The sequence below is a fragment of the Dialister invisus DSM 15470 genome (assembly GCF_000160055.1).
Lineage (GTDB): Bacteria > Bacillota > Negativicutes > Veillonellales > Dialisteraceae > Dialister > Dialister invisus.
On sequence record NZ_GG698602.1, the window covers coordinates 982,266 to 1,006,046 of the forward strand.

The window sequence follows — 23,781 nt, forward strand, 5'->3', positions numbered from 1 at the left end:
AATTCCCTAACAGGGATTATAAATTTTTCCTATTGGACAAATACATTTTTATATGTACTTGGATCCGCATAATTGATTTACCCTGCCGCGCCCCGTCTTTCTTCTGAAACACAAAGCGCAGACAACGCCCAGAAGCAGCAGGAAACCGGGCAGCTGAAAAGCGCATAATCTCCGATCCCGTCTATGGCTGCCGACAAGACAAGAAGCATGCCCGACAACCCGAAAAGTTTCATAACGCCCACTCCTCTGCGCCAAATCCGCCATGACATCACCCCTTGCCCGAAGAAGAAAAGGAAGTACAAAATGCCGCCGGGAATGCCCACTTCCGCAGGGATATGGAGGTACATATCATGGGCGTGGAAAATAACGACACTCGCGTCCTCTATAAAAAAGTTGTATTCCGGATAAGCCAGCCAGTAGCTTCCCCAGCCGATTCCAAGCAGAGGATGTTCCTCAATCATGGCGATCGTACTTTCCCACAAAGCCAGGCGAAGTGAAAGCGATGTATCCTCGCCGGAAAAAAGAGAAATGAAACGCTCCGCCACCTGTCCATGGTAAAAAAATAAAATAAGAGGCACCGCCAGAAACACCAGACCGAACCGCTTATCATAAAAGACCGCAAGGCCTAAAACTATCCCTGCCAGACTGATCCATGCCCCCCGGGAATAGGTCAGTGCCAGGCATACGGAAAGAACAAAAAGAAATCCGGCAAACAGTATTTTTCTCTTATTATTTTTTTCCCCCAGAGCAAAAGGCGCAAACACACTGATAAGCATCAAAAGGTAGGCGCCGAAAAGATTCGGATTCCCCAAGGTGGAAAACATGCGCCGCCGCAGAAGAGGAAACCTCTCAGGATCCACCCATCCTTCGGCATTCAGGTCTCTCGCCATGCATCCCGCATCGGCATACTGTATAAATCCCCAGATGACAACGCAGACGGCACCCGCCAAAAAGACATAAAGCGCTTTCTTCTTTCCATCCTCTCCCGCAAGGTATGTAGAGATAAGCACATAAAAAAACGCATACGCCAGGGGCAGAAAGCACCAGTTAAAAATGGAAAAGAATTTGTCCGGCGCATTAAACACAGATAAAAAAGAACAAATTAAAAAGCCCCCGCCAAACCATCCCCACTTGCCGCCATAATTGACCTTCCGCTTCGTAAGGAATATGTCCCCCATAGAAAGCAATGCCGCCGGAACAAGGGCAAAGTAAAAAAGCCAGGAGCTTAGAGGCAGGAGAAATATCGTCAGATAAAGACAGATAAGAATATTCCGTTCACTGCAAATCCATCTCCCCATCACCATAAGCCTCCTCCTCTTATTTCACTGTTTATAGAAATCATGAAAATACTCTTACCGGCTGTCAGGTGATCAAAAACGATCTGCCGGCTTTTATTCCCGCTCCCCGCCGCCGTGTATCCTTACGGGATGATAGAGCCTCCACCCGAAAATGATTGCGCAGACACGGAGAAGAAGAACCGCGCCAAATCCGCCCCATGACGCATATACAATCCCCGTGAGCGGATACAGGACGCATATAACGATACCTCCGACGACCGAAGCCATGGCATACACATCTTCATACAACACCACCGGGACTTTCTGCGCCAGCACGTCACGGAGAATACCGCCTCCCACCGCCGTAATGAGCCCAAGCAGAACGGGAAGCACATACCGGTAGCCGGGATAACTGTCAATCGCCGTCATCGCGCCGGTCACCGTGAAAGCGGCAAGACCTGCCGTATCGGAAACACGATAAGCAAAAAGGACAAGTTTCCGTCCCCGGCGGGGTATATGGAAATGCCGGAAACCGATACACACCGCTGCCGCCGTCATGAGGGCAAATATGATCCCATCCGGCCCGCGCAGGGCAAAAGGCGGAAATATACCCGCCAGCACATCGCGGAGGATACCGCCTCCCACTGCCGTCACCACAGACAAGAGCGCAATGCCGAAAACATCCATTCCCCTTGCCAGTCCTACAGCCGCTCCGGAAAAAGCAAATGCCACAGTCCCCAGTATTTCAAAAACCGCCCACGTTAAAGACATACCGCACCTTTCCGCATTACATCTGCAGCACGGAAGCAATCAGGCGGATCGTCGTTCCCGTATAAAACTGCGCCAGCGGATTAATAATCCGTCCTATCATGCCGCTGAAAACCAGGAACAGTAAAAGAAGGAAACTGTAACGGTAACTGAAATTGTGGAACGCAAAAGCCAATTTGCCGGGAAGCACCATTTCCAAAATTTTGGAGCCGTCCAGCGGCGGCACGGGAATCAAATTAAAAAATGCGAACCACACATTGTACAGCATAATCCAATAAAGAAATAAATGCCCCGGCTGCCCCGCCGTTAAAAGCCCGAGCTTCATCATCAGCAGCATAATGCACTCCGCCAGAAAACAAATAAGCAGATTCATCCCCGGCCCGGCAAAAGAAACCTTCATCACGCCGCTTCTGAAATTCTTATAATAATTCGGATTGATCTCCACCGGTTTTGCCCAGCCGAAACCGCAGATTACAAGAAGCATAAGCCCCACCATATCCAAGTGAACCAGAGGATTCGCCGTAAGCCGCCCCTGCATGGACGGCGTGGGATCCCCCAGACTGTCCGATACATACGCATGGGCATATTCATGAAGCGCCATGGCAATCAAAAGCGCCGGCGCACGGTAAATCAAAGTACTCCAATCAAGAAAATCAGACATAAGACTCCTTTATGAAATCAATTTCAACAAACTGCTGTTTTAAATATCTGCCGCGGTCTTATTTCAAAACGGCCCTTCGGCCGACTGAAATTCAATGTGATTATTATAACCTGATTTCAAAATAGTATACAAGGATGACTGACCGATTCATTTTCCTCCTTGCTGCACGAAAATGGCAGCAGACACAAAAAAGAGACCCGCACAGGCCTCTTCCGTTTTTCTATCTGCCTCCAAAAACTTTCTGAAACAGTGTAAGGCGGCGGCGTTTAGATTTCTCCGCCCATTCAGCAGAATCCAATTCCGCCTGTTCCATCCGATACTCGCGATATGCGCGGTACACATCCATATCCAAAAGCACCACGCCCACCTGGCAGCAGGGATAAGCACGCTGAAGAACACATTCATCAGAAGCCGCCGGAAACTCGATTCCCTTTTCTTCCAGTTCCATAAGAGCCATACCGAGAGCTTCCCGCGCTTTCCGCGCAGCCTCCGCCATAGATTCCGCTTTCACGGCACACCCTGTCAAATCAGGAAACACCGCGCGGAATTCATTCTTTTTTCTATCCAAGGTAAAAATGGCCGGATAAAAATACTTCATCAGATTCCTCTTTTCACCCACCTGCACCATTGCGTAAACATTTTCTTATTATTTTGTTTTATTGTAATACATTTTATTGCCTGCTGCCAATAGCAAATCTTAAAAAAATTGATTATTTTCTCCAAATTTTACTAAAAATCTAAAATATTTCATCAAAAATCTGAAAAACTTTGTGTGCAAAACAGGAATTTCTCTTCTATTCCTTATAAAAAAAGCCGCATGTAAAAACGCGCCCGCCGAAGCATGACGCGTTTCGTGTAATTCTATTTTCAAAAACAGATCAGAATTTATACTTCGTTCCGACCATGAAGTATCTGCCTGGCATAGCGGAACTTCCGAGCCCGTTCCAGCTGTTGTAGGATATATAACCCCGGTTAATAGATTAACAGAATAAACTCCTCATTTCTTTTATTTCTATTGCATAGCACCGTCCCCTTTGCTATAATTTGAAAAGCATGGGGGTATAGCTCAGCTGGGAGAGCGTTTGAATGGCATTCAAAAGGTCAGCGGTTCGATCCCGCTTATCTCCACCACGTATTTAATCCACCACATCTGTCCGATGTGGTTCTTTTTATTCATTCCCCTCACCGCAATAAGTGACTCACTCGATTTCATGCGTCACTTTGTTCCTTTGAAATCGGTTCCCTACTTAACCGGTTCGATCCCGCTTATCTCCACCACGTATTTAATCCACCACATCTGTCCGATGTGGTTCTTTTTGAAAAAAGAAAACCCCTGGTTAGACCAGGGGTTCAGTTGAGCTTTAGCGTTGAGTCTTTGATATAAAAAAGCCTCCTAAGTATTAATATAAAATTGCGGCCTGTAAACTGCAGTTTTAATTAATAGAAGGAGGCTTTTCAACATGTCATATGAACATAGTTTAGCACATACAAAATGGATTGTAAGTATCACGTAGTATTTGCCCCTAAATATCGGAGGAAGGTATTTTATGGACAGAAAAGATATGAAATAGGACAAATACTACGTGAACTTTGTAAATGGAAAGGAGTAACTGTATTATCGGCTGAAGCTTGTCCAGATCATATACATATGATGTTAGAAATACCGCCAAAGTATAGCATCTCAGGATTTATGGGATTCTTGAAAGGGAAAAGCAGCTTAATGATATATGAGAAATGGGGAAACATGAAGTATAAGTATAGGAATAGACAGTTTTGGTGTAGAGGATACTATGTGAGTACGGTGGGGAAACAAGAGAAAGTGATAGAAAGATATATAGAAAACCAGTTAAAAGAAGATGCAATGAGTGAGGAATTAACATTGAATTTTGAAGACCCGTTTACGGGTAGCAAGAAGTAGGATGCAAGTGAACAGGCCGCAAGCGCGTAGACGCGCCGCTGGTAAGATAGGCCCTTGGGCCGCATAAGAAGAACCACCGGCTATGCCGGTGGGTTTCTCTTTATTCATTCCCCTCACCGCAGTAAGTGACTCACTCGATTCCATGCGTCATTTCATTCCTTTGGAATCGGTTCCCTACTTAACCGGTTCGATCCAGCTTATCTCCACCACGTATTTAATCCACCACATCTGTTCGATGTGGTTCTTTTTATTCTTTCCCCTCACCGCAATAAGTGACTCACTCGATTTCATGCGTCACTTTGTTCCTTTGGAATCGGTTCCCTACTTAACCGGTTCGATCCCGCTTATCTCCACCACGTATTTAATCCACCACATCTGTTCGATGTGGTTCTTTTTATTCTTTCCCCTCACCACAGTAAGTGACTCACTCGATTCTATGCGTCGCTTCGCTCCTTTAGAATCGGTTCCCTACTTAGCCGGTTCGATCTCAATCATCTATATCACAATAAAAAAGGTCCCGTTACTTGCGATGCGTTCTTTTTTGTATAGACGCTAAAAAGGAACAATACCTCATCTATACGATGGTATCGTTCCTTTTTGTTTTACCCGGTATCGTCCAGAAAAATTATTTCAGAAATGCATCGTCGCGGACAGGATGTATGTCCGGCCGGGGTTCAGCATGACCATGCCGTCCGCCCACACGGTCGTAGCCGTCGACCAGTATTTTCTGTCAAACAGGTTATACGCATTGAAGGAGAAGGTGGTGGGTATCTTTGCCAACTCGGTATCGTATGTGGCGCCCAGATCAAATCTTGTCCATGAGGATACGTTCACTTTATTTCCCGTATCCGCATAGGATTTGCCGAAATGGACAACACGTCCATTAATAGAGAGTCCTTTTACCGGGGTGTCCCAATTGAGCGCCAAGGTGGCATTCAGTTTAGGCGTACCATGAACACGGTTGCCGTCATTGGCACCATTCTGGGTTCTTTTGTATTTCGCATCGAGGAGCATGAGGCCGCCGGTAAGAGTCAAGTTTGAAGAAACTTTGCCGCTAATATTCCATTCCACGCCGCGGTTCCTTGTTTCACCGTCCAGTACATAGTAGTTGTCGGAGTTGGTGATGCCGGTCGGCTGTTTGATATGGAAGAAGGACAGCGTCGTCACCCAATCTTTAAAGTCTTTCTTCAGGCCGAATTCATATTGCTTTGTCTGCACCGGCGGCAGGACTTCTTTCTCATTCTTCGTCCCGCTCGGTATGGACAAGGTAGTAAGTCCTTCCGAATAGTTTCCATACACCGATAAGGTCGGTGTCAGTTTGTACAGTACGCCGACGGTGGGGGATGTCTTCGTCTTGTCGTATTTCTTTGTCAAAGCGCCTGATGTACTGAAAGACTTCGTCTGGATATTCTGGCGGCGGGCCCCCAAGATGACACGGAGGTTTCCATCCATCGCGGAGATGGTATCTGTCAGGATAAGGCTCCGGTTAATTTTGCGGCTGCTGATGTACCACGGTCCGCTGCTGAGCATCGGGGCACCATCATTAACTTTCCAGATGCCTGTATAAATATTTCCTTCAGGCTTCGAACGTTTGGCAGAGGCGTTCATATAGTACCAGCCATTGGAAAGCATTTCAAAGCCAAAATTGATTTTGTGGCTGACCGATGGTGTATCTATGTTAAACAGGAAGCCCGTAGTGAGGGAGCGGCGTGACCATTTGCTGTCCTGGGCACTCCCAAATCCCCATTTGCCGAAGTTGTAATCGCCGGCATCATTGAGAAGTACCGGTTTCTGATCGTAGTAGCCCGGCCAGCTCAGTTTTTCATAGCCCCCTTTCAGATAGAAAGTGACATGTCCATTCAGCTGCTGTTCATGGGAAAGCGTGTACACGTGGCGCTGGTGGGAAAGATCTGACCATGTCGGCATAAAGTTTTCAACCACTTTTGACGGATCCGGCAGTTTTGTCACGGTGCCGCCCCAGTTGTTAATCACGTTCAAAACTTCCGGCATACCATGGTTAATGACATGGTCATGTCCATACATGACGGACGTATTGCTTGATTTTGTTCTCTGGTCAAAATGAATGTAAAGATCGTTTCCATGAAGCGTCTCATTCGAGAAACTGGTGGTTCCGCTGTATCTTTCCGCATTGATCCGAATACCGTAACGATGATCATCGCCGAAACGCTGTCCCCAGTCGATGGCATGATTGAACAGTCTGTGGCTGGAATATGTTTCTGAAATAGCAAGAATCGGTTTATCTTTTGCGATTTTAGGAACAAAATTGATATATCCTGAAACACTCTGATTGATGCCGGTGCCGCTGAGAACGATGTTCGGTCCTGTGACCACGTCAATTTTTTCCACCCAGTTCATGGGAATGATCCCCATGGCCATCATGCCGGGAAGTCCATCCATTGTCATATCGTGGGTATTGAAAGCACTGCCGCGGATTTGAAGTTCCACATTATTATTGGTAGAAGCACCGCCGACCATGATGGACGGATTATTGGTCACCGTATTCATGAACGTACGGGCAGGAATATAGTTCTGCTTAATCGTCTTTTCTGTATAAGAAGCAATATTGGCCGGAACGTCCATGAGATCCATATTCCCATACAGGCCGAAGTGGATACGGCGGTCCGTCTTGCCCCCGGGCATAATGGTATCATCGGTATACTTATCCCCATTCACGATGATTTCATCCAATTGATAAACAGCAGCATCAGCGGTAATCCCGCATAAAGCCGCACCGGCAGCCGCAGCAACGGCAATAGCCAACAGTTTCTTTTTCATCTTACCATCTCTCCTCTTTTTACCGACAAATAACTGTACGATGAAATAAATCCCCCGCAACACCTGCCTTTCCTGCACGTCTTACTTAATCGTGGGGGTGAAAATCGTATTCTTTAGGGAAATCAAACTGCCCCGGGTACATCAGCCCCGCCATATATCCTGCCGAATCGATGACCCTTGTCATCGGGCCGTAAGCGTACTTCAAGGGCATTTCATAAATCCGGCCGCTGCGGACAAAATTCAGATGACTGAAAGCTTTTTTATTTCTGAGACGCGCCAGGCGTGTTTCCGCATCATCATAAGTAATAACAAAAACAATGTCCGGATTTTCTTTTATAATCAATTCATCGCTGACAGCGGCAGTTGTATTCGGGACAATGCCCCCAAGTTTTGACGCAATGTCTCCGGCGATTTTATTTCTTCCATAGGAAATCGTCGAGGAAAGCAAGTCCAGAATCATGACTTTCGGCGGTTTTTGCCCTTTTACTTTTTGCCGGACTTCTTCAAACCGCACCCTCGTTGCCGTTACAATCTTTTCCGCTTGCTCTTCTTTATGGTAAACCGCTCCCAAATCTCGGATGTATTTTATTTCTTTCTCCACGGTTTCCGGCTGATTTGTTTTGGCTGGTCCGGTTGTATTCAGAGACACCAAAGTATGGATACCTTTTGCGTTCCAATACTCTGTGCTTCCCAAACGATTTTTTGAAAACCACGATTCTTCTGAAATAATCAAATCCGGCGCGAGATTCAGTACACGTTCCATCGTCACTTGCTGCCGCGGCAGGAAATTCAATCGCTGAAAAGCAGCCTGGTTGCAGTCTTTGATCGGATACTTCTTATCATCTTCGTATTTCACCGCCCACAGGATTGAATCTTCCACACCCATATCCAAAAGTGTCTCCGTCTGTGATGCCCCGATGACCAATACACGGGAAGGTACTTTTGAAAAATACTGCACATTCTCGCCTAAGTTAAAGTAGTTTTCCACTTGAATATTGGTAATGGGTATCCCTGATTTTTCCTGCTCCGGATCTGCTGCGCAGCCTGACAAAAGGAGTATGCAGCCTGTAACCGCCATCCATTTCTTCATGGCCGGCCTCCATACTTCCCGCCAAGAAGCAGCCATGCAAAGAAAGGTGCGCCGCAGACTGCAGCCATGATTCCGACAGGGAGTTCTGTACCATTTATAAGGTTGCGTCCCAATACATCAGCCCACGCCATGAAACAGCCACCTGCAAGGCCCGCCAAAGGAATAAGGGATTTGTGCCCGCTTCCCGCCGCCATCCTTACCATGTGGGGAATGATAAGGCCGATAAAACCGACCATGCCCGCCACGTAAACGATAGAGCCCACTAAAACGGCAACAACCAGTATATATATTTTCCTGTATACCGCCAGATTCCTTCCCATACTGAGGGAAAGCTCATCACCGATAAGCATGAGGTCAAGAATTCTTCTCTGTCCCATAAAGAAAATACTTCCTGCCGCAATAATGCCTGCCAAGATCCCGATATCCGTCCAGCTGTCCGCCATAATATTTCCCATCAGCCAAAACTGGACCGACTTTGTTTTATGAGTATCCGCCATAGCCTGGATAATAAAACTAAGTGCCGCGGAGCAGAGAGCATTCATGGCAAAGCCCACAAGAAGCAGTGTCAGGCTGTCCCCTTTTCCCGCCGCAGAAGCAACAAAAAGGATAGCTAAAGAAATTCCCACAGCCCCCAAGAAGGCGCACATACTTACACCATGTACCCCCAAGTAAGCATCGGCGCCCAGCGCCATGGCAATGACCGCACCAAGCCCAGCCCCTGAGGATATGCCCAGCAGATAAGGATCGGCCAAAGGGTTCCTCATGACAGCCTGCATGACGGTCCCGCAAAGAGCAAGTCCCCATCCAACAGCAAAAGCAAGGATAAAATGGGGAAGGCGTAAGTACTGTACTACATCGGAAGAAATACTCCCGCTCTCAACACCAAGGACTGCCTGCCATGTATAGACCAGCGCTTCCCCCGGCGTAATTTCCACCGTTCCCCAGCTAAGCGACAGAAACGACAGTGCAAGAAACACAATCGACCACCCTGCTGTGCGGAGCTTCCCTTTCATCGTTTGTCTCCTCTTTCATAAATAATAGCAGGACGGCCGTCCGCTCTCATAAGAATTTCCGCATTCACATGGTAAAGAGCCTTTATGTTCTCTTTTGTAAGAACTTCCTGTGGAGTTCCTTGCGCTATTATTTTTCCATTTTGCAGTGCCACGATATGGTCACAGTACATGGCAGCAATATTCAAATCATGGATAGCGGCAATGACTGTCATATTTCTTGATGTAATCAAGTCCATGATCTGCAGCTGGTAGGTTATATCCAAATGGTTGGTCGGTTCATCAAGAATCAGACAGGATGTTTCCTGGGTCAAAGCCCGTGCCAGCATGACACGCTGCTGCTCGCCGCCGGAAAGTTGTATGAAACTGAGGCTGCCCATGTCAGCCACGCCGGTCTCTTCCATGGATCTTTCGGCTATGGCAATGTCTTCCACATTGTCCCCTTCCGCAATGCCTTTGTATGGAGTACGCCCCATAAGGACGACATCTTCCACGCTCAAATCAAAACCCGTCCCATGATGCTGTGCCAAGACAGCGATTTGTTTCGCGCTTTCTTTATAGGAAAGCTTCCCTATATTTTTATCTCCCACGAAAATCTGTCCTGCCGAAGGTTTCATAACACGATAGATACATTTCAGCAGTGTACTCTTTCCGCTCCCATTCGGCCCGATTAAGCCGGTCAATTGATCGGATGGAAAAGAAATATCCACATCTTCCAATACCTTTTTATTTCCATATCCCGCAAAAAGATGGCGGACACAGATATTCATGACGGCTCCTTTCCAAAGTTATAGGATTTCCGGACTTGCATATAAATAAAAAGCGGCGCACCAATCAGTCCCAAAGTGACCCCCAGGGGTACATCAGCTCCCGTGACAAGGACCCGTCCAAGAATATCCGCCCACACCGTGAGAATACCTCCGCATAAAACAGCTAAGGGCACCAGCTTTTTATGATCTGCCCCTATAAAGGATCTCACGAAATGGGGAACCACCAGCCCGACAAAGCCGATGAGCCCCGCCTCCATCACGATACATCCCACCAAAAGTGCATTGACTAATATATACAGCCGAAAGAAGGGCATCAGGTCCCTGCCCAAGGGCAATGTCCCTTCCCTTCCGAGAAGCATCAGATTCAGTATCCGCGACTGCCGGAGGAAAAAAGCGGATATGGCAATGACAATCATTAAAAGAAAAACGGCGTGATCCGTCTTGGCAAAAGCAACACTTCCCATCATCCAGTACAGCGTCACATCTATGCCGGAAGACGCTGCGCCCGAATAAATAATCACGCCCGTAATTCCGCTGCAGACAGCGCCAAGCGCCACTCCTGCGATAAGAATATAAGACGTACCGCTTTTCTTTCCAATAACCCCTGCAAGTATGACAGACATCAACAAAGCACCTGCAAAAGCACCCAGTCCGACACCACCTGCGCCCCAAGCCGAGCCGATTCCCAAAAACACGGCAGCAACAGCACCCAGTGAGGCTCCTGAAGAGATACCCATAATGTAAGGACTTGCCATCGGATTTCTGAACATCGCCTGCATAACGACACCGGAAAGTGCAAGTCCCATCCCGGCGGTTGCCGAGAGGAGGATCCGGGGCAATCGGAGATCACGGACTATATCTGCTGCCGCTCCGTCACATCCTGTCAGCGCGCCAAGCACTTCGGGAAAAGACAACGGAATATATCCGAGCATCAATCCTGCAAGGCATGAAAAAAGCAGTACAGAAACGGCAATCACCGCCAGTCCGCTGACGGACAGATATTTTCTGTACTGCATACGATTCTCCTTATTCCCAAAACAACTGACACCCAAGTATTAATTCCCTCAAAAGAAATTCAGGCCGTTCCGCCTCTGCACATTTTACAAATGAAGAGTGGCGGAGAGCATGAACGTACGAGGCGTACCGAGTACGACAGTACTGTTCCCCGCGCGGGCACTCCAATAATCTTTCCCAAATACGTTATAAAGCATCACCTTAAAAGTAATCGGCGTATTGCGGACATCAGCCTCATACGTTGCACCCAGATCGAAAAGAACATGAGACGGTACTTTGTACTTTTCATTGATAATCCAGGATGATCCCTGATAAGTCGCCCGTCCAAGAATATTCAGCCGTTCTGTCGGCTTATAAATGAGAGCCGCCGTACCGGACCATTTCGGCACTCCGTTTGCTTTCTTTCCCGTCCCTGCCTGTTTAGCGTCGACATAAGCAATACCGCCGATTAAATCAAGCTTCCTGCCAAGCGCGCCGGAGAAAGCATATTCAAAGCCTTTATTCTTCTGTTTGCCGAAAATACCGTAATAATTATCTTCTGTCCTTCCGAAGTTGGGCTGTTCGATCTTAAAGAAGCTTAAAGTATGGAGCATATCCCCCACTTTATATTTAAAACCGAATTCATTCTGTTTTGTCTTGCCGGGATCCAATGTTTCTCCGGAGTTTTTATATCCGGCGCCCACAACACGGCCGATCATAAAATCTTCAGCATGACTGGCGTATACAGAGAAATTGTCCGAAATTTTATAATTCAGGCCGAATGTGGGATTTACGCCATGATATTTTTTATTCTCCCCATTCTTCTTGATTTGTTTTGCATGATGCCCATGAAGTCCAACAATCATATTTAATCTGTCATCAAACATGGAAATATCATCCGATATATGCCATCCCGTAACAAACTGGGAAGAACTCCACGGCGCACTTCCTTGTTCATGAGGATACATATAATACTGTGAATCATCCATATATCCGGTATACATATTCCCGCGCAGAAGGATTTCACCGTTATTGCCCCATTTCTTATTCGTTCCGCCATAGTTGTCATACATCATCCGATCCGCGCTTAATACATAGTTATGCTTTGTCAAGCCCAGATTAAACTTACCTTTGATGCCGCCGCCGAAATACTTCGTTGTTACTGCCAGCGGATAGTTTTCCGAATGAACAGTATAATCCCCGTTCGCATTTTGAAGACGCGGCGTGCCATACTGGTAGCCATACCAGTCTTCGCGATGATATCCTGCATTAAAGAATGCCGTGGTATGATCACTTAATATCTGCTCATGATTCAATGTGGCAATCCAGTTATCATATTCATTATTTGTCCACTCCGGCAAATAGCTGCGTCCGTTATCAGGCGCCTTGGGCAGGCGGCTTCCCTTAGGCTGATTATATTCATTGAAATTCCAGGTAAACTGCGCCCCTTTCTGATCTGCATAATTATATCCGATAAGCAGATTTGTCTTGCTCTTTTTTGTTTTCTGGTCAATATTCACGAAGAAATCCCGCTGCGTCAGTTTGTCTCCGTCAATTGCCGTTTCTCCCTGTATATTATCCGCCATGACACGGATACCCCAGCGCTGATTATGTCCGAGGCGGGTACCGAAATCAACAGCTTCTTTAAATGATTTCCCGCCCTGATAAGCCAAAGTCAGATCGAGGTTCGGTTCCGCCTGCGCCTTTTTGGAAGTAAACAGAATAGTACCCCCTAAGTTTTCACGGTTCGGCGTCCCTACAATACCAAGATTCGGACCGGCTATTACTGTTGCCTTATCAATATAAATATCGGCAGCGTGCTGCTGGTCAAGCATCCCCTGTATACCGTTCAAATACATATTATGCCCGTTCAGGTTAAAACCGCGGATAGAAACATCATTGTAAAGATTACTCGAAGCATCTCTCACGGCAGGATTCAAGGTAAGCATGTCTGTCGGTCCTTTTTCAGGGCTTCCGAAATAATCCAAATCTTTCCGCGTCAATGTCATGCTGTTAAAAGGTGTCTCCAAGGCATCCTTTTCTCCTAAGAGCCCTACATTCTGGACCTGGTCCGCTACAACCCCCAATGGTTTAATAACACTTTCATTTCCGTTCTGGCGGTAGCGGTCCGCTTCTACGACCACCTCATCCAGCTGGCTTACCTCCGCCATAATTGGCACATTTGCCCCGGATACCATCATGATTGCCGCAAGCGCTGCAAGAATCTTTCCCTTTTTCATCTTTTCCTCCTCAGACAGAACAACTGATTGTGCTTTTTTGCTGCTCTATAAGGTCTCTGCGGCGCGATAAAAAATGTATCCCTGTTTCCATTTCCACCGCGCCCTGCGTATATGACCCGCCAGCATCCACAAAACAGCATGAAGCATTAATAATTACATACTACTACTTTAATTATAGTTAATCAATTTTGTATTTATTTTCATGAAATATTTTTGTAATTGATTTTATTTCAAATATAAACTGCACAAATTAAAAAGGAACCATACTTTATCTATAAGATGGTATCGTTCCTTTTGGTTTTATTAAATTTACTCACCCGGGTAAAATCAGAATTCGAATCGGGCAGAGAGCATGAATGTCCTCGGCATGGATAATCCGAAGGTGGTGGAACTCCCTCTTCCCATCCAGTAATCTTTATTTGTCACATTGTAGCACATGGCGCTTAAAGAAACGGGGATTCTCCCCAAACGTGTTTTGTAGTTCACACCCAGGTCAAAGGTGGTGTAAGACGGGATTTTCGTTTTTCCTGACGGCGCATTGGAATTATCGATATAGGCAGCGTCATTCCAAACGACTCTCCCTATGATTCCCAGGCTGTCGTTCGGTTCGTAAACGAGTCCCAGTACGCCGCTCCGGTCTGCCACGCCGTTAACGAAGCGGCCGTCGTTCTTCCCGCCCTGCGTTCTATCCCGCTTGGCGTCAATGTACATCAGCCCGCCGGTCACTGTCCATTTCGGTGCCAATTTCCCATTCACTGTCCATTCCACACCTTTGAACTTGTCTCTTCCGTCAGCAGCGCGGCGGTACTTACCGCTTCCCACATCTATATCAATGACATTTTCCTGATCGATATAGAAATAGCTCAAAGTGGTGAGAAGTCCGCCGTATTTATACTTCACGCCGATTTCTTTCTGCCTGCTCACCGACGGCACCAAAGTCTCTCCCTGGTTGACATACTTGCTGTCATTGGAAACGACGCCGCCCCTGGAAAGACTTTCCGTCTGTCCCGCGTAAAAGGAAAGATGATCATTTGCTTTGTAGGTAATCCCGAAAGTCGGAAGCCAGTCATCATTCCGTATGAGCTGCCCTTTAATTTCATTTCTGAAATGTTCGTGTTTTCTGGAAACTGCCAAAAGGACATCCCATTTCCCGTAGGCAAGAGAATCGGCCAGTGTAATGCCTGTATTGATTTCCGACCAGGAAAGTTTTGCTTTCCGGAGCGAAGGGATATAGAAACTGTTTTTATAGGCTGTACCGTCATAAAGACCGCCTGTGATATTTCCTTTCACGCTGTTATTCGTGTCATTCCAGTATCTGGCGCCGGAGCGGTCAAAGGCAAGGGATACATGATGTTCTACGGCGCCGGTATCGAACTTCCCTTTGATCCCTGTCTGGAAATAAGAATTCGTTCCTATTTCATTCTGTGCATTGGACACATTGCTGCTCATGAAATTTCCCTTTTCGTCAAACTTCAGGGCAGAGCTGGAATTATACTTATTTCCGCTTCTGCGGTTGACGCCCCAGTTCACGAACCAGCTCCAGTTACCATTGAGTTCTTTTTCGTGATTCACAGTAAGAAGCCAGCCGTGCATCCACTTCGTAGTACCGTCAAAATCATAATCCGTATTGGAATCCGGTGCGGAGGGAAGGACATCGGATCTGCCGCCATAGGTGAACCAGCGCTGCCCTTTATTCACACGGAGATCGAAAGACCCTGCAAAAATATTCGTAACGGATGTTTCCCCTTTGCGGTCAAGGTTGATGAAAATATTCTTTTCTTCTTTTTCCGCATGGCGGAGCGCCAAATCGCCATCCATGTATTCGCCCATGACACGGACGCCCCATTCGCCATTGGCGCCTGTCCTGCGGCTTACGTCAATAAACTCACCAAAGCTGCTTCTTCCCGAAAAGGTCTGCGTGTAGTTCAAAACAGGAGTCTGCCCCGCTTTTTTCGTGACAATATTGATGGTTCCCGGAGCCGGCGTGGCGCCGCCGTTGGTTCCATTATTCGACATGCTGACCCCATTGACGCCGGCATTCGGTCCTGAAGTAATATCCATTCTTTCGATGATGTGATTCGGCGGACCGTTGAACTGGTAAAACAGGCTGGGGATCCCGTTCAGCATCATATGGTTTCCGTTCATATTAATTCCGCGCATGGAAAAGTCCGTATACATGGGGGACGATGTGCTGGAACGGATAGAAGGATTATTCTGGAGCACATTGGCCAGCGGCTGGGACGGATCACTGAAAGTTTCCAGTGTCTTTTCAGTCATACTCATTTCAGAGTAAGGGATATCCATAATACTTTTATTTCCCAAAATCCCTAATTTGGCCGTCTGATTTACAAGCCCGCCCGGAAGCGCCGCCACAATCCCTTCTCTGTCTGCTGTGACGGTAACTTCGTCCATTTCATACACGGCACCTGCAGTCACAGTGCCAAGCGCTGATGAAACCAGCACAGAAAGCAGCGCTGCCGATAAGATTTTCTTTTTCATGCTTTTCTCCTCTTTCATAAAAATAACAGTATCCAAAATGTTTTTCATAGCCTGCCGTTTTGATTTCCACACCCTTGATCCGGCTCAAAATGTAAAGAATGCGGAAATCAATTCTTTTGTATACGGAGCCGCAGGACTGTGGAAGAGTCTCTCCGTTTCCTCCATTTCCACCAGTTTCCCCTGATTGAGTATTCCGATCCGGTGGCAGCAGGCGCGAAGCAGGTCAAGGTCGTGGGAAATGAAAAGATAGGAAATATTTTCTTCTTCCTGCACCTCTTTCAGTATCCCAATGATCTGCGCCTGCACGGAAACATCCAGCATAGAAGTGGGTTCATCAAGAATCAGAAGCTCGGGTTTCAGAAGAAGAAGCCGTCCGAGGCATACGCGCTGCAGTTCTCCTCCGGAAAGCTGGTGGGGATAACGGTACAGAAGCTCTTCCCTCAGCTGGAGGCGTTTCATCATGTCACAAATTTCCTGACCGCGGGAAATGTCCATTCCGTATATCCGCGCCGGTTCTTCCATAGATTCTCTGATTTTCATTCGCGGATTTAAGGAAGACGCAGGATTTTGGAAAAGCATATGCATTTGCCGCCGCCTGCGCCGGGCTTCCCTTAAAGATGTTTTTGTCAGTTCTTTTCCCTGAAAGACAATGTTCCCGCCGTCTTCACGAAGCAGACCCATGATGACTCTCGCCAGCGTGGATTTCCCTGCGCCGCTTGCCCCTGTAATGCCCACCGTTTCCCTTTTCCCTACACAAAAAGAGATATCATGAAGTATTTCTTTTTTCTGCTTACGGATAAATCCCGTTTCCACACTCCGGGAAATATGTTCTATAGAAAGAAGTGTCATAAGCCGCCTCCTTTCCGGATACAGCGGACGTCATGGTCTTCTGCAAGCGTAAGCATTTTCTGCTTTTCATCGCAGGAATTTTTCCTATACGCCGGGCAGCGGGATGCAAAAATACAGCCGCAGGGAAGACGGGAAAGATCAGGCGCGATACCGCAGATCGGCTGCATGCCCCTGTCGGGAGCTGCGGCAAACAGGCCTTTCGTATAGGGGTGCACCGTATTTGAAAAGATGTCTTTTGTCTTCCCATATTCAATAATCTCTCCCGCATACATTACCGCCATAAAATCGGAAAGGCGTTCCGCCAACCGGAGATCGTGGGTAATGAGCAAAATGCCCACACCTTTTTCCCTCAGTTTCCTGAAAGCGTCCGCTGCCTGCCGGCGGACAAAAGCATCAAGGCCTTTCGTCGGTTCATCTGCAATAAGCCATTCAGGACCGGGCAGCGTCATCATGGCGGTGAGCACTCTTTGCGCCATACCACCGGACAGTCCGAAAGGATAAGCATCCCACACGCGCTGGGCATCGGAAAGTCCGAATTCTTCCAACTGCCGGATACCGTCCGCTTTTGTCTCTTTCCCGTTCTGATAAAAATGCACCCCTTCCATCATCTGTTTTCCCACTTTCATCATGGGATCCATCGCTGTCACAGGATCCTGGGCAATCCACCCGATCCGTTCGCCGCGGATAGAATTCAATTCTTTTTCGGATAGAGAAAGAAGATCTGTATTTCCAAATAAAATTTCCCCTGAAACCCGGACAGACGATTCCAATAACCCCATAACCGCCGCGCCGAGGATAGATTTACCGCTTCCCGACTCCCCTACGATCGCCGTAATTTTCCCGCTTTTCAGGATTATATCCGCATTTCGCAGGACTTTTGCATCCCCCTTTGGCGAAGGGAAAGAAACAGACAGATTTTTAATTTGAATATCCACTTCTATCCCCTCCTTTCTTCCGGCGATTTTCTAATCTGCAAATTGTCCCGCAAAGCGTCTCCCAGAAGATTAATCGACAGACAGAACAGGGTGATTCCCATGCCCGGAGCCAGTATCATCAGAGGATAAGAGCGAAAATAGGTCCGCGCGTCGCTGATCATGACACCCCAGTCCGCTGTCGGCGGAGAAACACCGAGTCCCAGATAGGATAAGGCAGATGCCGACAAAAGAGAGGTTCCTGTTCGTAAGGTAAAGAGGACTATCAGAACAGGCAGCAAATTGGGAAATACATATTTCCGCAGGATATACCAGTGGCCGGCGCCGATGCTCCGTATTCCTTCCATGTATGTTTCCCCTTTGATACGGAGCACTTCATTACGGACGATACGGGAAAACCCCGTCCAGGACGTCAATGTCAAAGCGATGATAATGCGGAAATCATTTTCAGGAAGAATGGCTGCAATGGCAATCATGAGGCTTGTCCCGGGAAGTCCCTGAAAGAGCGCCACAAGGCACTGTACGGATTTATCCGCCAATCCCCCAAAATACCCTGACACCATGCCCAAAGACAATCCAAGCACCATGGTACAGAATGCGGAACAGAATGCAAAAGCCACGGAAGACCGGGCACCATAAATGACCCGTGAAAGAATGTCTCTTCCCAGGGCATCTGTTCCAAACCAATGAGCTGCGGAACTGTGTTCCAGTACTTCCTCAGGCGATACGGCTGATGGGTCATAGGGCGCAAGGAGCGGTGCAAAAACGGCGCAGAAAATAACGGCAAAAGCGATAACAACGGCCGTCGTGTAAAGGAGCCTGACGGCATTCTTATTCCCTTTCATAGGGCGCCCCCTTTCCGCACCGACGGATTCAGCATGCCGCACAGGATGTCCACAAGGTAATTAAATGTAAGGAAGACTGTGCCGCTTACAATGACATACCCCTGGATAACGGGATAGTCACGCCCCCATATGGCGGCCAGCACGTAACTGCCCAGTCCGGGAATGGAAAACATATCCTCAATGATGACGGATCCTCCCAAGATAGCGCCGAAGAAAGTGCCCAGCATCGTAATGACGGGGACAAGAGCATTGGGCAGTACGTGTCTTTTCATGATAAAAGGCATGGGCAGCCCTTTCGCCCGTTCTGTCGTGATGAATTCCTTTCCTGCCACCTCCGTCATGGACGTCTGCTGAAGGCGCATGACAGCCGCCGATGTTCCCGCCGCAAGGACGAAAGAAGGCATGATCATCTGCATCATGCTCCCGTACCCGCCGGAAGGCAGGAGCCTCCACTCTTCAGAAAAAAGGAGCATGCATAAAATGGCCAGGAAGAAAGAAGGGACGGAAATAAAGAAAAGAGCACCTGCGCGAAGGACTATTTCCCCTGCGGTGTCTTTTTTCTCTGCAGCCCAGATTCCGGTGGGTATGCCGGTAACCAGTACCCAGCCGATGGCCCATACCGCCAGATGGAAAGTAATGGGAAACCGGCGGAGTATTTCATCCAGTACAGGTTTCTGTGTAAGATAAGATACGCCCAAATCTCCGTGAAGCGCATTCATAAGCCACCGCCCATACTGGATCCATACCGGCTGATCCAGTCCCATAGCGTGGCGCAGCGCATTCAGTTCTTCCGCTGTCGGTTCCGACGTGCCGTCCATGGTAAGCAGCGCCAGCGCGGGGTCGCCCGGAGACAAAACGCCTAAAAGAAAAGCAACCAGCGTAAGTCCTATGAGGAAAGGGATCAGCATGCAAAAGCGGCGGAGTGCATAGAGAATCAATTCTTTCATTCTTTCCCTGCTCCTTTCCGCCAATAGACTTTATCCAATGTAATTCCATAAACGGCTGCCTTGTAGCCGCCAAGCTCATGGCTGCAGACCGCTATATTTTGATCTTCCAAAAGAGGAACTACTGCCGGATCAGCCAGAAGCTCATCAAGTATTTCCGTATAGACAGTCCGCCGCTCATCCAAATCATAGACCGTCTTTAATGCTTCAAAACAGGCATCCACTTTCGGATTGTTGTAACTGATGCAGCTTGCTTTATTCGTAGCGCCCTTTGAATTGAAATATTCAAAAAGGAGCGATGTGGGATCCAGGTTGCCAAGTCCCCTCGTACCGATAGACAGATCGTAGTCCCCTTTAGCCATCATTTTCCGTGAAGTCATCCCATCCACCATGACAATCTCTGCATCCAGCCCCAAAGGTTTCAGCTCCGCCTGGATAAATTCGGAAATCGTCTTGTAAGGATACCGCGCCATTCCGTACTGGGGCAGAAGGAATTTGACCGTCTGTCTTTTATCCCCCAGCACTTCTTTTGCCAATTCCTTTGCTTTTACGGGATCAAAGACAGGCTTCTCCACACGGCCGAAAGGATTGGTGCTGTTCAGAAAACTCATGGTAGGCGTGCCGAATCCGCGAAAATAATATTTCACGATTTTTTCCCGATCCACCGCCAGATTAACTGCTTTTCTCATACGCACATCGCTGAAGGGAAAACGTCCTCCATTCAAAGTGAGGTAATGGGAAATCGTGGAATGGGTGGCGTTCACGGTAAAACGCCCGTCACGCTCCAATTCTTCTGCCATAATAGGCGCAAGTCCGCCCAGATCCAAAACGCCCTGTATTTCCCCCGACTTCATCGCCGAGTACCGGGCATCAGACGACGTGATGGTCCGGATCCTGATTCGTTTTGCTTTTGCCTTTTCTCCGTGGTACCCGTCAAAACGCTCAATCACGGCGTAGGCGTCAGGCACCCGCTCCTTGATCATAAAGGGGCCCGTCCCTTTTGCCATACCCGTCCAGTCCCCTGTGGCGGAATCAAAACACCGGGGGCTGAACATGGCGCTTCCCCAGCCCGCCATGCGGTAAATGAGCATGGGTACCGGCTTTTCAAAATACAGATGAAGCGTGTTTTCATCATCCGCTTCCGCCCGAAGAAGCCCGGGATAAATACGGTCTGCCAAAAAGCCGTAAAATGTAGACGGACGGTATCCCATATTCCGGTATCGGCGGAAATTTTCCAGAGTTGCCGCAGCATTGAACAGCTCGCCGTCATGAAAACGGACACCTTCTTTTAAATGAAATATCCATTCCGTCTTATCCGCATTGCTTTCCCAGCTCTCCGCAAGAACAGGCATTTCATGGCCGTCATCGGAAATGCCCACGAGAGGTTCCCATGTTTTCAATATAATGGTGGCATAGTACGGATCTTTTTCCCCCTGCACCAGATCGCGCGCCGCGGCAAGGACGATTTCCTGCTCCCCTGTTTCTGTTTTATGCCCGCATCCCGTACATATTCCTGTCAGAAATAAGAAAATCAATCCGCACAGGAAGAGCCCTATCCTTCTCAAAGCGCCCTCCTTTCTCAGTCAAAACTCTTCTGCAGATAAAGAAAAGGGGCCGCCGCCTGCCCCTTCGCCTTATCATTTCTTAAAAATGCAGCTTCGCCGTAAAGCTGAATGTCCGCGGCAGGGAGAGATATACCTGGTTGCCTCTGGATACCTGCCAGTAGTCTTTATCAAAAACATTATTTACCATCAGGGACAATTCCGCAGGGATTTTCCCAAAATGTGTTTTATGGGTCACACCCAGATCGAAAATGGTGTATCCCGGTGCCCAGATTTTTTCATTCATGACCGGAGTTTTGCCCGTATAGATCGCGCGTCCCAGGATGCTCCACGCTTCATTCGGATTGTATTCCAGTCCGAGGACGGCAGTCCATTCGGAAGTTCCGTTGACACGGATTCCGTCAAGCGCTCCTTTAGTCGTCTTTTCCTGTTTCGCCGACATATGGGAGAAGCCGCCCAAAATATTCCACTTGTCGGCCAGTCTGCCGTTGATGGAAAATTCCAGGCCTTTATGGCGGGCCTGCCCGTCTTTCGACTGGAAAGGTTTTACATAGCCGTCTTTGTAGACGCTGATCAGGTTGTCCTGCTTGATGTCATAGTAGGCCAGGGTGTAGAGTAAATTATTTCTTTTATACTTGACACCGATTTCATTCTGCTTCGTCTTCAAAGGCGGAAGAATATCGCCGAAATTTTCAAAAGTCGTATTTACGCCGCTGCCTGCGTCGAAGTTTTCCGAATGGCTGGCATAAACGGACATATGGCTGTTGGGACGGTAAATGATACCGTATGTCGGACTCGTGTCATCAGTCTTTATACGCTCAATATAGTTCAATGTATTGTCATTCTTCCATTTATAGACTCTTGATTCCGCTTCATGCTTGTGGATGCCGAGGATAATATCCCATTTGTTGTAAGTCATGTAATCAACAAGAGAATAACTCTTCACTCTTGTTTTATTATTCCAGCGGGTATCAAATTTCGTAGGCGCCGCCAGTGTCTGATGGATGCCCGTGTACAAATCCCCGGTACCGATCTTAAGAAGCGGTCCGTTATTATACGCGCTCTTTCTGTTTCTCCATGCCTGATTGTAAGAAAGCGTGATATCATGCTTCACAGCGCCCGTATTATAGTGCGCCGTGGTACCTACCTGCCAATAGTAATATTCCTGCGGCGTGGAACCCGGTTTTGCTTTTACGTCAAGCGTGCCGTCATTGTGGAGTGTATATCCGCTGCCTCCGTTCGCCATGACATTTTTATCCAAATCGTTCCTCTGCATGCCGAAGTTGAAAAAGCCGTCCCAATGGTCATTAAATTTCTGATCATGGTTGTAAACGGCAAGCCAGCCGTGGGTCGCCTTTATCATCCCGTCAAACCCGTAGTCATTCTTTCCGGAAGGAACGGCGGGCAGTTTATTAACATCGCTGCTCAGGATAAACCACCGAAGACCGCGCTGGATATCCATATTTCTGTATCCGATAAATAAATTGTCTTTTGATCTTTCCGTAGTCCGGTCGATATTGGCAAAAATGCCCTGTCCGTTAATCTTCGTACCTTTGACGGATGTACGGCCGTTGAGATTTTCCGTCATAATGCGGACACCCCATTCCTTCTTATCGCCAAAACGCTGTCCCCAGTCAAGATATTCACCAAAAAGCCCGCGGCCGGAAATCGTCTGGGTATAGTCAAAAACACCCTTATCGGGAGCGACTTTTGATTTCACACTGACGATGCCGCCGGGATTCGTTGTTTCATACTGGACACCGGTGCCGTAAATCCCTACATTCGGTCCGGAAATCAATTCCAAAGATTCGATGGGATAGAGCGGCGTATTAAACTGGGTGAACACGCCGGGAACGTTATTCACATAAAAGTTGGTTCCGTTTGTACGGAATCCGCGGAAAAAGAAATCACCATGAAGAATAGATCCGGACTGGCGCACAGACGGCGAGTTCGCCAAAAGCGCATCCATCGGCTTATCAGGCCCCGTAAAGGTGTCCATCGACTTTTCCGTGAAATGCATCTGGGAAAAAGGAACATCCATCGTATCCTTCCCTGCCAGAAAACTTGTCTGGGATTTCGTGTAAACAAAATTGCCCGGCAAAACATCGCGCTCTTCATCACGGTTCCCGATGACAACCACCTCATCAAGAACGTAAGCGGCATCCGCCGCGCCCGCCGTGCAGATACCTGCAGCCGCTCCGACCGCACCCATGACGGCAGCAGCCAATAATTTCTTTCTCATAAGATTAAAACCATCCTCTCCTCAAAACAAATGAAACCATAAAGAAATAATTTATGGCTCCGCTTCCATCAAAACCACCGATGCAGGCTTCTGTACGGAAAACGAAAGCCTTCCAAGAAACAGATTTACTTCCCATGATTAAATTATTTTAAATGAATTATATCATTAAATAATTTTTATTACACTCCTACTTTAAAAAACTATTTGCCTGTTCTTTTTTCATTTTAACTGAATCATATCTTATTGCAAAAGAAATTTGCCGTCTTCTCCCTCATCCGCCGGCATACCTCAATATTCCTTCTTTATCTGCCTTACCGGTACAGACAGCAAAAAAGAACGGCGCATCCTGTACCACATTCCAAAAATCAGACTAAAAATCTAACGT

General features: G+C 47.7%; 17 protein-coding genes, 1 tRNA gene and 1 pseudogene. 2 read left to right on the forward strand and 17 right to left on the reverse strand.

Annotated elements, in window-relative coordinates; genetic code table 11:
* Positions 1-77 precede the first annotated feature (77 nt).
* The 4 genes from GCWU000321_RS04865 to GCWU000321_RS04880 form a co-directional block, all read right to left on the reverse strand.
* Complete coding sequence (locus GCWU000321_RS04865; protein WP_156777741.1) at positions 78-1,298, reverse strand: O-antigen ligase family protein; 1,221 nt, start codon at positions 1,296-1,298, stop codon at positions 78-80.
* Positions 1,299-1,391: 93 nt separating this feature from the next.
* A complete protein-coding gene (locus GCWU000321_RS04870) occupies positions 1,392-2,048 on the reverse strand; it encodes a trimeric intracellular cation channel family protein (protein ID WP_007069985.1) in 657 nt (218 codons plus the stop codon).
* Between the two features lie 16 nt (positions 2,049-2,064).
* A complete protein-coding gene (locus tag GCWU000321_RS04875; protein WP_007069986.1) occupies positions 2,065-2,706 on the reverse strand; it encodes a site-2 protease family protein in 642 nt (213 codons plus the stop codon).
* A gap of 220 nt (positions 2,707-2,926) precedes the next feature.
* Positions 2,927-3,304, reverse strand: coding sequence for a type II toxin-antitoxin system HicB family antitoxin (locus GCWU000321_RS04880; protein ID WP_040381308.1), 378 nt, complete (start codon positions 3,302-3,304; stop codon positions 2,927-2,929).
* Positions 3,305-3,761: 457 nt separating this feature from the next.
* On the opposite strand from GCWU000321_RS04880, the gene GCWU000321_RS04885 reads away from it, so the two are divergent.
* Together GCWU000321_RS04885 and tnpA are read left to right on the forward strand one after the other, a co-directional pair.
* A tRNA-Ala gene (locus GCWU000321_RS04885) sits at positions 3,762-3,837 on the forward strand.
* A 329-nt stretch (positions 3,838-4,166) separates the two neighbouring features.
* Positions 4,167-4,624, forward strand: a pseudogene (gene tnpA / locus GCWU000321_RS04890) (IS200/IS605 family transposase).
* Positions 4,625-5,254: 630 nt separating this feature from the next.
* On the opposite strand, the gene GCWU000321_RS04895 reads toward tnpA, so the two are convergent.
* The 13 genes from GCWU000321_RS04895 to GCWU000321_RS04955 form a co-directional block, all read right to left on the reverse strand.
* A complete protein-coding gene (locus tag GCWU000321_RS04895; protein WP_040381311.1) occupies positions 5,255-7,420 on the reverse strand; it encodes a TonB-dependent receptor in 2,166 nt (721 codons plus the stop codon).
* An 85-nt stretch (positions 7,421-7,505) separates the two neighbouring features.
* The gene (locus tag GCWU000321_RS04900; RefSeq protein WP_007069991.1) at positions 7,506-8,510 is read right to left on the reverse strand and encodes an ABC transporter substrate-binding protein; all 1,005 of its coding nucleotides are present in this window, start codon (positions 8,508-8,510) and stop codon (positions 7,506-7,508) included.
* Complete coding sequence (locus GCWU000321_RS04905) at positions 8,507-9,523, reverse strand: FecCD family ABC transporter permease (RefSeq protein WP_007069992.1); 1,017 nt, start codon at positions 9,521-9,523, stop codon at positions 8,507-8,509. The genes GCWU000321_RS04900 and GCWU000321_RS04905 overlap by 4 nt, the downstream gene beginning before the upstream one ends.
* The gene (locus GCWU000321_RS04910; protein ID WP_007069993.1) at positions 9,520-10,290 is read right to left on the reverse strand and encodes an ABC transporter ATP-binding protein; all 771 of its coding nucleotides are present in this window, start codon (positions 10,288-10,290) and stop codon (positions 9,520-9,522) included. The genes GCWU000321_RS04905 and GCWU000321_RS04910 overlap by 4 nt, the downstream gene beginning before the upstream one ends.
* Entirely contained in the window at positions 10,287-11,306 is a 1,020-nt protein-coding gene (locus GCWU000321_RS04915) for a FecCD family ABC transporter permease (RefSeq protein ID WP_007069994.1), read from the reverse strand. Before GCWU000321_RS04915 ends, GCWU000321_RS04910 begins: the two co-directional genes overlap by 4 nt.
* An 84-nt stretch (positions 11,307-11,390) precedes the next feature.
* A complete protein-coding gene (locus GCWU000321_RS04920) occupies positions 11,391-13,523 on the reverse strand; it encodes a TonB-dependent siderophore receptor (RefSeq protein WP_007069995.1) in 2,133 nt (710 codons plus the stop codon).
* A 327-nt stretch (positions 13,524-13,850) separates the two neighbouring features.
* Entirely contained in the window at positions 13,851-16,022 is a 2,172-nt protein-coding gene (locus GCWU000321_RS04925) for a TonB-dependent receptor (RefSeq protein ID WP_211204377.1), read from the reverse strand.
* Between the two features lie 84 nt (positions 16,023-16,106).
* Positions 16,107-16,871, reverse strand: coding sequence for an ABC transporter ATP-binding protein (locus GCWU000321_RS04930; protein ID WP_007069998.1), 765 nt, complete (start codon positions 16,869-16,871; stop codon positions 16,107-16,109).
* On the reverse strand, positions 16,868-17,806 hold the full coding sequence (locus GCWU000321_RS04935; RefSeq protein ID WP_007069999.1) for an ABC transporter ATP-binding protein: 939 nt from the start codon (positions 17,804-17,806) through the stop codon (positions 16,868-16,870). The genes GCWU000321_RS04930 and GCWU000321_RS04935 overlap by 4 nt, the downstream gene beginning before the upstream one ends.
* A 2-nt stretch (positions 17,807-17,808) precedes the next feature.
* Positions 17,809-18,648: an ABC transporter permease gene (locus GCWU000321_RS04940; RefSeq protein WP_007070000.1), complete on the reverse strand. Its 840-nt coding sequence runs from the start codon at positions 18,646-18,648 to the stop codon at positions 17,809-17,811.
* Positions 18,645-19,595, reverse strand: a complete 951-nt coding sequence (locus GCWU000321_RS04945) for an ABC transporter permease (protein ID WP_007070001.1) — start codon at positions 19,593-19,595, stop codon at positions 18,645-18,647. The genes GCWU000321_RS04940 and GCWU000321_RS04945 overlap by 4 nt, the downstream gene beginning before the upstream one ends.
* Positions 19,592-21,157 carry an ABC transporter substrate-binding protein gene (locus GCWU000321_RS04950; protein WP_040381316.1) on the reverse strand — a complete coding sequence of 522 codons (1,566 nt, stop codon included), beginning with the start codon at positions 21,155-21,157 and terminating at the stop codon, positions 19,592-19,594. Before GCWU000321_RS04950 ends, GCWU000321_RS04945 begins: the two co-directional genes overlap by 4 nt.
* Before the next feature lie 79 nt (positions 21,158-21,236).
* The gene (locus GCWU000321_RS04955) at positions 21,237-23,396 is read right to left on the reverse strand and encodes a TonB-dependent receptor (RefSeq protein WP_007070003.1); all 2,160 of its coding nucleotides are present in this window, start codon (positions 23,394-23,396) and stop codon (positions 21,237-21,239) included.
* Between the last annotated feature and the right edge of the window lie 385 nt (positions 23,397-23,781).